The following is an 11,806-nucleotide window of genomic DNA, read 5'->3' on the forward strand; positions in this document are numbered from 1 at the left end:
TTTCATCCTTGTCAGTTAAGTGCAGATGACAATGTTTCTGCCCTGCCTAAATCGTCGATAATCGTATAATTCAGAGGGGCGGCAAGGGGTGTATCTTGTTTTATCTCTATCCTATTTTGTCCAAAAGGAGCAACCATGACGCCAGGCACAGATATGGTTTTTCCGGCAGACTCCCAATCCACACTGGCAAGTGAAATATAATAAGGCGTGGGGTTATAGGCGATAAGCGTGTGGGCTTCTGTTTTCCACTGCAATTTTTCCGCAACGCGTTCCGGGCTCATTTTCAGCCCTGTGGGACGATAAAAAAGTTTTACCCGCGTCTGATAAGCAACGTTGAGATAATGGTTACTGGTATCTAATTTTTTGGGTGGGACGGACAGAATATTGAGCCAGAAAACAGACTCTCTGTCTTTCGGCAGATCTCCTCCCGTGTAGACCAACCGTAATGTCTGGCCTTTGCCGCCATCAATCCGCGTAATAGGGGGCATAATTACAAAAGGGACATGAATGCTTTCGGGTGCCGCTAACGGGTCACCGGTATCAATCCAGCTCTGCACCAGCGAGGGGGATTTCCCTGTATTTCTCATGCCAACGGTTACTTCTTTTTGATCAGCAGAATAAATAACGCGCGTACTGTTGACAACAATACCAGCATAAGAAGAAACACTAACTAAGGCCATGGAAAATAAAACCAGACGCCATGATATTCCGTTCATAACTATACCATTCCATTTGACGAGCATTCATTTATTCCATGAATGCTTTCTATAAAACTCTCTCAGAATAGTATTCTAAACAGTATAAGATTAACAAGAAACTATTTTCACAAATAAAACATTCAGAATGATATTATAGATTGTCGTAATAAGTAAATCATACAATCATTAATAGCAAAAAATTTTCTCAGTGAATGGTTATTGAAGTTGAGTAGCGATACCATTATTTACGCGATCCCCTTACGAGGATCGCACTGTATCGGTTATGCCGGATTCGGAATATCAATAAATGTCACGTCCAGATCGGTATTCTCCGTCAGCCATTCGCTCAGTGCACGAATACCGCCGCGCTCGGTGGCATGATGACCTGCCGCGTAAAAATGCAGGTTCTGCTCACGCGCCGAGTGAATGGTTTGCTCAGAGACTTCTCCGGTAATAAACGCGTCAACGCCAAAACGGGCAGCGTTATCGATAAAGCCTTGACCACCGCCGGTACACCAGGCGACGCGCTTAACCAGATCGGGCCCGGTATCACCGCTCCACAGCGGCCTGCGCCCAAGACGCGCTTCAATCCAGGATGCCAGTTCCAGCCCCGGTACCGGCATTGCCAGTTCACCCCACGGCAGCAGCGCATCACCGTCAACGGTGCCCATCACCGTGATCCCCAGCAGCGAGGCCAACTGGACATTATTGCCCAGCTCCGGGTGCGCATCCAGCGGCAGATGCCAGCCGTAGAGGTTGATATCATTCGCCAGCAGCGTTTTCAGACGATTGCGCTTCATGCCACGAATGATCGCCGGTTCGTTTTTCCAGAAATAACCATGGTGCACAATCACCGCGTCGGCTTCCTGGCGTACCGCTTCATCAAGCAATGCCTGGCTTGCCGTTACACCGGTGATGATTTTTTTGACGGTTTCGCGTCCCTCAACCTGTAGGCCATTCGGACCGTAATCGCTGAACGCCGCACTGTTGAGTTTTTCGTTGATCAGTTTTTCCAGTTCGGTATTTTTCATCGTCACTCTCTTTACGGTTTACGGGCGGCTTCATAGGCCGCAAGCGTCGCAGCCCGTGCCTGTTTGTGTTCCACTATCGGGCGCGGATAATTCAGAGAAATGCCTCTTTTATCCGCCCATGTCCAGGGGTCGTGAATAGCCTTACCCGGCACAGCAGCAAGTTCAGGGATCCACCGCCGAATAAATTCGCCATCGCTATCAAACCGTTCCCCCTGAGTCGTAGGGTTAAAAATACGGAAATAAGGTGCGGCATCTGCCCCTGTCGACGCCGCCCACTGCCAGCCGCCGTTATTCGCAGCCAGGTCACCATCGACAAGTTGCGTCATAAAATAACGCTCGCCCAAACGCCAGTCGAGCAAGAGATCTTTGACCAGAAAACTGGCAACGATCATCCGCAAGCGGTTATGCATCCAGCCAGTGCTCTTCAACTGGCGCATGGCCGCATCCACAATCGGATAACCCGTTCTCCCCTCCTCCCAGGCGCGAAGCTGCTCCGGATGGTCTTTCCATTGCACCTTATCCGTCCACGAAATGAAAGGACGATGCTTACATAAATCAGGATGATAAGTCATCAAATGGCGATAAAACTCCCGCCAGATCAGCTCGTTTAACCATACGGATCCAGCGCCGCCGTTCAAGGCATCGGGCTGCTCGGCCAGCAGACGATGCAAACATTGTCGCGGCGAAAGAACCCCTAACGCCAGACAGGCAGAAAGGCGGCTGGTGCCTTCAATTGCCGGAAAATCCCGCTGTTGCTCGTAAGCGGCGGCGTGCTGCTGGCAAAAAGCGCGCAGGCGCTGAATTGCCGTTTTCTCATCCACCGCAAACAGGGTTGAATCACATTCTTCTTGCGGATAATCGAACGTCAATGTCGCAAGCGGCCCGTCTAATGCGCCCCCCGTCCGAACATCTGGTGCGCCAACGCATGCGGGTAGCTCATCTTTCAGCCGCCGCAAAAAGGCGTTTTTATAGGGTGTAAAGACTTTGTACATTTCATGATTGCCGGTCACAACGCTGCCTGGCGCCAGCATTACGCTGTCATCAAATCCCTGGCAGGCGACATCGACAAGCGCCTTTTCCACCGCCGCGTCACGCTGGCGTTCGTTCACTTCGTACTGGTAGTTATAGAAAAGATGGCTGACCTTTTCTTCAGCGCACACCGCCGCCACGGTATCAACACTGGCGGCAAAATCGTCTACTTCCCGGTAAATTAACGGAATGCCTCTCTCCGCCAGTGCCTGCTGGAGCGCGTTGAGGTGAGTGGCGAGAAATGCAGCCTGCCGTGGGGCCATCGCATGTTTTTTCCATTGCCCCGGCGTGGCAATAAACAGGGCTTTGACACTGGCGTCGCGATGATTGCAGGCGGCAGCGAGGGCATAATTATCATGTACGCGTAAATCCGCGCGAAACCAGACCAGATGGGTGGTCATAACTCTCCAGGTAACAGATATCCGTCAGAAAATGTCGATAGTGTGTTAAAGGAAGGTTGCGAGTGCAAGCAGAGCTTGCGCCTCAAAACAACAGCGTGGGTTAAGTGTAGCGGGTGAATGTAACGCGCCAGCAGAACGACGCACATAATCTGACATATGAAGATGCATTGCCCTGCACAGGATTCGCGACTTTCACCGATGAGTTGCGGCTCCTGAAAGGTAAAAAAAACCGCTACGTCAGAAACGTAGCGGTTTTTTTATTGCTGAGTGTAATCAAGTGATCAATAAAAATCGCAGGTCACTTTTTCGGCCTGAGCCATCCAAACCGGTTTATCGCTGGTTTTAGCCCAGACGCGATGCAGATAGCTGTAAAAACGTGCGCGGTCTTTCCAGAACATCATTACCGGCAATGCCAGTACGCCAGCCAGCACGGCGAAAATGCGACGCATCAGGACGATATGAACTGGAAATGTTTTATATACGGTCATAATTCTCTCCCCTTTGTTGGCCGGTAACATTCACCGGAAAAATGTTCCCCCATGACAGAGATCCTTGACTGATCCTGTGGGGCGCATCTGAATCTGGTTAAAATAGTACCGTTTTGTTTGTAATTTTACTACTCATCCGACCACTTTTTTTGTCATTTCTGACGTTATTTACATTCACGCCGTAATTAAGTTACATAAAAGTTAAATTAATACTAAACATTAGTTAAAATATGGTTTTATCCATTTTTATATTTTTTTTACACCCGCCCGGCTGATTTTTGCGAAATCTTTGCACGCAAAATCCTACCCTCACTGCAATCCCTAAAACACCTGGAGGTGGATTGTGAGTGCAGGCGTCGTAACCGGCATCGTGCTGGTTTTCCTGTTGTTGGGCTATCTGGTCTATGCCCTGATTAACGCGGAGGCTTTCTGATGGCAGCCCAGGCGTTTTTACTGATTGCCAGCTTTTTACTGGTCCTGTTTATTCTTGCTCGCCCACTCGGGACGTTACTGGCGAAGATGATCGTCGGCGCTTCCCTTCCTGGCGTATCCACTCTGGAAACCGGGCTATGGCGGATGATGGGGATTGATTCCCGCGAAATGGGCTGGTTCCAGTATCTGGTGGCGATATTGTGGCTCAACATTTTCGGGCTGGTACTGTTGTTCGTCATGCTGATGTTGCAGGGCATCCTGCCTTTTAACCCGCAACAGTTCCCTGGCTTGTCATGGCATCTGGCGCTGAACACAGCCGTGAGTTTCGTGACCAACACCAACTGGCAATCCTATTCGGGTGAAACCACTCTGAGTTATTTCAGCCAGATGGTAGGGCTCACGGTACAAAACTTCCTCTCCGCCGCTACCGGCATTGCGGTCATTTTCGCCCTGATCCGCGCATTTTCCCGCCATAGCGTGACGACGCTCGGTAATGCCTGGGTCGATTTAACCCGCATTACTCTGTGGGTGCTGCTGCCACTGTCGCTAATCCTTGCGCTGATCTTTATTCAACAAGGCGCTCTGCAAAACGTCCTGCCTTATCAGCCTTTTACCTCTATTGAAGGGGCAAAACAGCTATTGCCGATGGGGCCTGTTGCCTCACAGGAAGCCATTAAAATGCTGGGAACCAACGGCGGCGGCTTCTTTAATGCCAACTCCTCGCACCCGTTTGAAAACCCTACAGCGTTAACCAACTTCCTGCAGATGCTGGCGATCTTTTTAATCCCGGCGGCGCTGTGCTTCGCCTTTGGTGATGCTGTCAGCGATCGCCGCCAGGGACACGCCATTTTATGGGCGATGTCGATAATCTTCGTCATTTGCGTTGCCGTGGTCATGTGGGCCGAATGGCAGGGTAATCCGCACTTCCTGACGTTAGGCGGTGACAGCGCCATCAATATGGAAGGGAAAGAGAGCCGCTTCGGCATTCTTGCCAGTAGCCTCTTTGCGGTCATCACCACATCAGCTTCCTGTGGTGCCGTTAACGCCATGCATGACTCCTTTACCGCGCTGGGCGGGATGGTGCCCATGTGGCTGATGCAAATCGGCGAGGTGGTATTTGGCGGCGTCGGTTCCGGTTTATACGGCATGCTGCTGTTTGTATTGCTGGCGGTGTTTATTGCCGGGCTGATGATTGGCCGTACCCCGGAATACCTCGGCAAAAAGATCGATGTGCGCGAAATGAAAATGACCGCGCTGGCGATCCTCGTCACCCCTGCCCTTGTGTTGATTGGCACCGCGCTGGCAATGATGACCGAGGCGGGACGCAGCGGCATGCTCAACCCGGGTATCCACGGTTTTAGCGAAGTGCTGTATGCCGTCTCCTCTGCTGCGAATAACAACGGCAGTGCCTTTGCTGGCCTGAGCGCGAATACGCCGTTCTGGAACTGCCTGCTGGCGTTCTGCATGTTCATCGGTCGTTTCGGCATCATTGTGCCGGTCATGGCGATTGCCGGGTCGCTGGTCAACAAGAAAATCCAGCCCGCCAGTACCGGGACGCTTCCGACGCACGGCGCGCTGTTTATCGGCCTGCTGATCGGTACCGTACTGCTGGTTGGTGCCCTGACCTTTATTCCTGCACTGGCCCTGGGTCCGGTGGCGGAATACCTCTCTTTACGCTGATTTGCGGAGTATTTGTCATGAGTCGCAAACAAATGGCCCTGCTCGAACCGACGCTGGTGCGTCAGGCGCTGATTGATTCCATTACCAAACTGAGCCCGCATATCCAGTGGCGCAATCCGGTTATGTTTATCGTCTGGATCGGCAGCGTGCTGACTACGCTGCTGGCGATTGCGATGGCGAGCGGGTATCTCGACGGCAGCGCCTGGTTTACCGGCGCGGTCAGTCTGTGGCTGTGGTTTACCGTACTGTTCGCCAACTTCGCAGAAGCGCTGGCGGAAGGTCGCAGTAAAGCGCAGGCCAACAGCCTCAAAGGAGTGAAGAAAACGGCCTTCGCCCGCAAATTACGCGCACCGCAGCATGATGCACAAATCGACCACATTCCCGCCGCTGATTTGCGTAAAGGTGACGTGGTGCTGGTGGAAGCTGGCGACATTATTCCCTGCGACGGCGAAGTCATTGAGGGCGGCGCGTCGGTGGATGAAAGCGCCATTACCGGGGAGTCCGCGCCGGTTATCCGCGAGTCCGGCGGCGATTTCGCCTCCGTGACCGGCGGGACGCGCATTCTCTCCGACTGGCTGGTGATTCAGTGTAGCGTTAACCCTGGCGAAACCTTCCTTGACCGGATGATTGCCATGGTGGAAGGCGCCCAGCGCCGTAAGACGCCCAATGAGATCGCGCTGACCATTCTGCTGGTGGCATTGACCATTGTCTTCCTGCTGGCGACCGCCACCCTGTGGCCATTCTCGGTCTACGGCGGCACGCCAGTCAGCGTCACCGTTCTTGTGGCCCTGCTGGTCTGCCTGATCCCGACCACCATCGGCGGGTTGCTGTCGGCCATCGGCGTCGCCGGGATGAGCCGTATGCTCGGCGCCAATGTGATTGCCACCAGCGGGCGCGCCGTAGAAGCCGCAGGTGATGTCGACGTACTGCTGCTGGATAAAACCGGCACCATCACACTCGGTAACCGCCAGGCCTCCGAGTTCCTGCCTGCAAACGGTGTGGATGAAAAAACCCTGGCCGATGCTGCGCAACTCTCTTCGCTGGCGGATGAAACGCCGGAAGGCCGCAGCATTGTGATACTGGCAAAGCAGCGCTTTAACCTGCGTGAACGGGATGTACAAAGTCTGCAGGCGACGTTTGTCCCCTTTACCGCGCAGACCCGTATGAGTGGCATTAACGTGCAAGGGCGCATGATCCGCAAAGGTTCAGTGGATGCCATTCGTCGTCATATTGAGGCTAACAACGGTCAGTTCCCGGCCGATGTCGAGCAGCGTGTGGAACAAGTAGCGCGTCTCGGTGCCACACCGCTGGTGGTGGCGGAAGGGGCGCGTGTCCTGGGGGTGATTTCACTCAAGGATATCGTCAAAGGCGGCATCAAAGAGCGTTTCGCCCAACTGCGGAAAATGGGCATCAAGACGGTCATGATCACCGGGGATAACCGTCTTACTGCCGCCGCTATCGCCGCCGAAGCCGGGGTGGATGATTTCCTGGCCGAAGCAACCCCGGAAGCAAAACTGGCGCTGATTCGCCAGTATCAGTCAGAAGGCCGTCTGGTGGCGATGACCGGTGATGGCACTAACGACGCCCCGGCACTGGCGCAGGCGGATGTTGCGGTTGCTATGAACTCCGGGACCCAGGCCGCGAAAGAGGCCGGCAACATGGTGGATCTGGATTCTAACCCCACCAAATTGATTGAGGTGGTGCATATCGGCAAGCAGATGCTGATGACCCGTGGTTCGTTGACCACATTCAGCATCGCCAACGACGTGGCGAAATATTTTGCCATCATCCCCGCAGCCTTTGCCGCCACATACCCGCAGCTCAATGCGCTGAATGTGATGCACCTGCACTCCCCGGCATCGGCCATTCTGAGTGCGGTTATTTTCAATGCCCTGATCATTGTCTTTTTGATCCCGCTGGCGTTGAAAGGGGTGAGCTACAAACCGTTGACCGCCTCCGCCATGCTGCGCCGCAATCTGTGGGTTTATGGGTTGGGCGGACTGGTGGTGCCGTTTATCGGCATCAAGATTATTGACCTGTTGCTGACCCTGTTCGGCCTGGTGTAAGAGGGATAAAAAAATGGCTTTGATTCGTCCGGCATTTGTACTCTTAATTGTACTGACGTTGATTACCGGCGGGCTTTACCCGCTGGTTACTACGGCGCTGGGGCAGTGGTTATTTCAGACACAGGCCAACGGTTCGCTTATTCGTGAGGGAGACGATGTGGTTCGCGGCTCGCGCCTGATTGGGCAGAATTTCACCGCAGCGGGATATTTTCATGGCCGCCCTTCCGCCACCGCCGATGCGCCTTATAATCCGATGGCGTCCGGTGGGAGTAATCTGGCGGCCAGTAACCCGGAGCTCGATAAAGAAGTGGCTGCGCGCGTTGCCCAGTTGCGTCAGGAAAACCCACAGGCTGATGCCCGTGTGCCGGTAGAACTGATAACAACATCGGCCAGCGGTCTGGACAACAATCTGACGCCGCAGGCTGTGGAATGGCAAATCCCGCGTGTTGCCCAGGCACGCAATCTGCCCGCACAGACCGTTGCCCGGTTAGTAGAACAAAACACCACTCACCCGCTTTTCGATTTTATTGGCCAGCCGGTGGTGAATATCGTTGAACTGAATCTGGCGCTGGATGCGCTCAAGGATAAATAAGTCATGACAGACGAGCCTTTGCGCCCGGACCCCGACAGACTGCTGGAACATGCGGCGACGGATCATCGTGGCAAACTGAAAATCTTCTTCGGTGCCTGTGCTGGCGTAGGGAAGACGTTTGCCATGTTGCAGGAAGCACAGCGGCTACGGGCACAGGGGCTGGATATTCTGGTGGGCGTGGTGGAAACCCACGGGCGCAAGGAGACCGCCGCCCTGCTCAATGGGCTGGCGGTGTTGCCGCCAAGGCGTATTGCCCATCGCGCTCGCCTGATTCAGGAGTTTGACCTTGACGCCGCCCTTGCGCGGCGTCCGGCATTGATACTGATGGACGAGCTGGCGCACAGCAACGCGCCTGGCTCCCGTCACCCGAAACGCTGGCAGGATGTGGAAGAGCTGCTGGAAGCGGGCATCGATGTGCTGACTACCGTGAATGTGCAACATCTGGAAAGTCTGAATGATGTGGTCAGTGGCGTCACCGGCGTACAGGTACGCGAAACAGTGCCCGACCCCTTCTTTGACGCTGCAGACGAAATTGTGCTGGTCGACCTTCCGCCAGACGATTTACGCCAGCGCCTGCACGAAGGCAAAGTCTATATTGGCGGTCAGGCCGAACGCGCTATCGAGCATTTCTTTCGCAAAGGCAACCTCATCGCCTTGCGTGAACTGGCCCTGCGCCGTACAGCCGACCGCGTTGACGACCAGATGCGCGCCTGGCGCGACCGTCTTGGGGATGAAAAAGTCTGGCATACGCGCGACGCGATCCTGCTTTGCGTCGGCCACGGTTCTGGTAACGAAAAACTTATCCGCACCGCCGCCCGGCTGGCGGCAAAACTGGGCAGCGTCTGGCACGCGGTGTATGTGGAAACCCCCGCCCTGCACCGTCTACCCGAGCAACAGCGTCGGGCGATCCTCGCCTCATTACACCTGGCGCAAGAGCTGGGCGCGGAGACCGCAACCCTCTCCGATCCGGCAGAAGATAAAGCCATTTTGCGCTACGCGCGTGAGCATAACCTCGGCAAAATCCTTATTGGCAGACGCAATAAACGACGCTGGTTTGGCGCTGAATCCTTTGCGGACCGGCTGGCGCGCCGCGCGCCGGATCTCGATCTGGTGATCATTGCGCCGGATGACGCCCCCGTTACGCTGCCATCCCGTCCCGGCGACAGCCGTCCATTTATGGAAAAATGGCGCGTCCAGTTAAAAGGGTGTCTGGTGGCCGTTGCTCTGTGCGCTGCCATTACACTGATTGCGATGCAGTGGCTGATAGCCTTTGACGCCGCCAACCTCGTGATGGTCTATCTGCTTGGCGTGGTGGTGGTCGCGCTGCTGTATGGCCGCTGGCCGTCAGCATTTGCCACAGTGATCAATGTCGTCAGTTTTGATCTCTTTTTTATTGCACCGCGCGGTACGCTGGCCGTTTCCGATGTGCAATACCTGCTGACGTTTGGCGTGATGCTGACAGTTGGCCTGGTGATTGGCAACCTCACCGCCGGTGTGCGCTATCAGGCGCGCGTCGCCCGCTACCGTGAACAGCGTACGCGCCATCTGTATGAGATGTCGAAAGCGCTGGCCACCGGGCGCAGTGAAGCCGATATCGCCACAACCAGCGAGGCGTTTATTCGCTCAACATTTGATGCCCGCAGCCAGGTCTTGCTGCCCAATCATTCGGGAAAACTGGTCGCCGTTACCCAGACACAGGGCATCAGCCCGTGGGATGATGCTATCGCTCGCTGGAGTTTTGATAAGGGGCAGCCGGCGGGTGCCGGTACCGATACCCTCCCCGGCGTGCCCTATCAGATTTTGCCATTAAAAAGCGCTCAGAAAACACACGGTTTACTGATTGTGGAACCGGCAAACTTGCGCCTGCTGATGATCCCCGAACAGCAGCGCCTGCTGGAAACCTTTACCTTGCTGGTAGCCAGCGCGCTGGAGCGCCAGGCGCTCGCCACCAGCGAAGAGCAGGCACGCCTTGCCAGTGAACGGGAAAGCATACGCAACTCCTTGCTGGCGGCACTCTCTCACGATCTGCGCACGCCGCTTACCGTGCTGTTTGGCCAGGCTGAAATCCTGACTCTGGACCTTGCCAGCGAAGGGTCAAAACACGCGCCTCAGGCCAGCGAAATTCGTCAGCATGTGCTCAATACCACCCGGCTTGTGAACAATCTGCTGGATATGGCGCGTATTCAGTCCGGCGGTTTTAATCTTAAAAAAGAGTGGCTGACGCTGGAAGAAGTGGTGGGAAGCGCGCTGAAAACCCTCGAACCCGGTCTCGGCGAACGCCATATTGCGCTTAACCTCCCCGACCCGCTGATGCTGGTACACGTCGATGGGCCGTTGTTTGAACGCGTACTGATTAATTTGCTGGAAAATGCCGTTAAATACGCCGGGCATAATGCGAATATCGGTATCGATGCCCGACATGATGATTCGCGGCTGACACTTGAAGTGTGGGATAACGGGCCGGGTATTCCCGCCGGGCAGGAAGAGGCGATTTTTGCTAAATTTGCACGCGGCAGCAAAGAGTCGGCTATTCCCGGCGTGGGCTTAGGGCTGGCCATCTGCGAGGCGATTGTCGAGGTACATGGCGGGACGATTTCCGCCGCCAACCGCCCGGAGGGCGGGGCCAGTTTTTATGTTACACTGCCGCTGGAACCACCACCGCAACTGGATGAATTAGCCGAGGATTTGTGATTAACGTTCTCATCGTTGAAGATGAACAGGCCATACGTCGTTTTCTGCGTGCTGCGCTGGAAGCCGAGGGGTTGCGCGCCTGGGAAGCCGAAACACTACAGCGCGGCCTTATCGAAGCCGCAACGCGCAAGCCGGACCTTGTGATCCTCGATTTAGGCCTGCCGGACGGTGATGGCATTGATTTCATCCGCGATCTGCGTCAGTGGAGCCAGATTCCGGTTATCGTGCTATCCGCGCGAACCGAAGAGAGCGACAAGATTGCCGCGCTGGATGCCGGGGCTGACGATTATCTGAGTAAACCCTTTGGTATCGGGGAATTACAGGCGCGCCTGCGCGTAGCGCTGCGTCGCAATGCGGGTATGCAACAAAGCGATCCCCTGGTGAGCTTTTCAGATATTCAGGTTGATCTCGCCAACCGCCGTATTATGCGGGCGGGTGAAGAGCTGCATCTTACCCCTATCGAGTTTCGTCTGCTGGCCGTGTTACTCAATAACCACGGTAAGGTGTTGACCCAACGCCAGTTGTTAAGCCAGGTCTGGGGACCAAACGCCGTTGAGCATAGTCACTATTTACGCATCTATATGGGCCATCTTCGTCAGAAGCTGGAAGCCGATCCTGCACGTCCCCGCCATTTATTGACAGAAACCGGCATTGGCTATCGATTTATGCTGTAGAAAAGAATCAGGCCCTGAACAGGG

The 11,806-nt window shown here is 54.9% G+C and carries 10 protein-coding genes; 6 read left to right on the forward strand and 4 right to left on the reverse strand.

All coding sequences use genetic code 11. From position 1 onward, the window contains the following. Positions 1-11: 11 nt before the first annotated feature. The 4 genes from ABU190_RS24015 to ABU190_RS24030 all read right to left on the reverse strand — a co-directional run bounded on the left by ABU190_RS24015 (position 12) and on the right by ABU190_RS24030 (position 3,647). A complete protein-coding gene (locus tag ABU190_RS24015) occupies positions 12-743 on the reverse strand; it encodes a fimbria/pilus periplasmic chaperone (RefSeq protein WP_354692560.1) in 732 nt (243 codons plus the stop codon). 236 nt (positions 744-979) lie between these two features. Then, on the reverse strand, positions 980-1,729 hold the full coding sequence (locus tag ABU190_RS24020) for a type 2 GTP cyclohydrolase I (protein ID WP_354692561.1): 750 nt from the start codon (positions 1,727-1,729) through the stop codon (positions 980-982). Between the two features lie 11 nt (positions 1,730-1,740). Further along, the gene (gene phrB, locus ABU190_RS24025; protein ID WP_354692562.1) at positions 1,741-3,159 is read right to left on the reverse strand and encodes a deoxyribodipyrimidine photo-lyase; all 1,419 of its coding nucleotides are present in this window, start codon (positions 3,157-3,159) and stop codon (positions 1,741-1,743) included. A 281-nt stretch (positions 3,160-3,440) separates the two neighbouring features. Further along, positions 3,441-3,647 carry a YbfA family protein gene (locus ABU190_RS24030; protein WP_041852092.1) on the reverse strand — a complete coding sequence of 69 codons (207 nt, stop codon included), beginning with the start codon at positions 3,645-3,647 and terminating at the stop codon, positions 3,441-3,443. Positions 3,648-3,990: 343 nt separating this feature from the next. Here ABU190_RS24030 and kdpF point away from each other — a divergent pair, with 343 nt between their 5' ends. The 6 genes from kdpF to kdpE are packed head-to-tail and all read left to right on the forward strand — an operon-like array spanning position 3,991 to position 11,782. After that, the gene (gene kdpF, locus ABU190_RS24035; protein WP_041852093.1) at positions 3,991-4,080 is read left to right on the forward strand and encodes a K(+)-transporting ATPase subunit F; all 90 of its coding nucleotides are present in this window, start codon (positions 3,991-3,993) and stop codon (positions 4,078-4,080) included. After that, on the forward strand, positions 4,080-5,759 hold the full coding sequence (gene kdpA / locus ABU190_RS24040; RefSeq protein WP_354692563.1) for a potassium-transporting ATPase subunit KdpA: 1,680 nt from the start codon (positions 4,080-4,082) through the stop codon (positions 5,757-5,759). Before kdpF ends, kdpA begins: the two co-directional genes overlap by 1 nt. 17 nt (positions 5,760-5,776) lie before the next feature. Further along, positions 5,777-7,825 (forward strand): potassium-transporting ATPase subunit KdpB, encoded by a 2,049-nt coding sequence (gene kdpB / locus ABU190_RS24045; RefSeq protein WP_041852095.1) that lies wholly within the window; start codon positions 5,777-5,779, stop codon positions 7,823-7,825. A 13-nt stretch (positions 7,826-7,838) separates the two neighbouring features. After that, positions 7,839-8,417, forward strand: a complete 579-nt coding sequence (gene kdpC / locus ABU190_RS24050) for a potassium-transporting ATPase subunit KdpC (RefSeq protein ID WP_354692564.1) — start codon at positions 7,839-7,841, stop codon at positions 8,415-8,417. A 3-nt stretch (positions 8,418-8,420) separates the two neighbouring features. Beyond that, the gene (gene kdpD / locus ABU190_RS24055; RefSeq protein ID WP_354692565.1) at positions 8,421-11,108 is read left to right on the forward strand and encodes a two-component system sensor histidine kinase KdpD; all 2,688 of its coding nucleotides are present in this window, start codon (positions 8,421-8,423) and stop codon (positions 11,106-11,108) included. Continuing rightward, on the forward strand, positions 11,105-11,782 hold the full coding sequence (kdpE, locus tag ABU190_RS24060; protein ID WP_041852098.1) for a two-component system response regulator KdpE: 678 nt from the start codon (positions 11,105-11,107) through the stop codon (positions 11,780-11,782). Before kdpD ends, kdpE begins: the two co-directional genes overlap by 4 nt. The last annotated feature ends 24 nt before the right edge of the window (positions 11,783-11,806 follow it).

The sequence above is a fragment of the Phytobacter sp. RSE-02 genome, from assembly GCF_040578655.1.
In the GTDB taxonomy this organism is placed as follows: Bacteria; Pseudomonadota; Gammaproteobacteria; order Enterobacterales; family Enterobacteriaceae; genus Phytobacter; species Phytobacter diazotrophicus.

Bases quoted from the DNA above. Each gene is read 5' to 3' on its own strand.
- ABU190_RS24015 (WP_354692560.1), bottom strand. From the start codon at position 743: ATGCTCGTCAAATGGAATGGTATAGTTATGAACGGAATATCATGGCGT.
- ABU190_RS24020 (WP_354692561.1), bottom strand. From the start codon at position 1,729: ATGAAAAATACCGAACTGGAAAAACTGATCAACGAAAAACTCAACAGT.
- phrB (WP_354692562.1), bottom strand. From the start codon at position 3,159: ATGACCACCCATCTGGTCTGGTTTCGCGCGGATTTACGCGTACATGAT.
- ABU190_RS24030 (WP_041852092.1), bottom strand. From the start codon at position 3,647: ATGACCGTATATAAAACATTTCCAGTTCATATCGTCCTGATGCGTCGC.
- kdpA (WP_354692563.1), top strand. From the start codon at position 4,080: ATGGCAGCCCAGGCGTTTTTACTGATTGCCAGCTTTTTACTGGTCCTG.
- kdpB (WP_041852095.1), top strand. From the start codon at position 5,777: ATGAGTCGCAAACAAATGGCCCTGCTCGAACCGACGCTGGTGCGTCAG.
- kdpC (WP_354692564.1), top strand. From the start codon at position 7,839: ATGGCTTTGATTCGTCCGGCATTTGTACTCTTAATTGTACTGACGTTG.
- kdpD (WP_354692565.1), top strand. From the start codon at position 8,421: ATGACAGACGAGCCTTTGCGCCCGGACCCCGACAGACTGCTGGAACAT.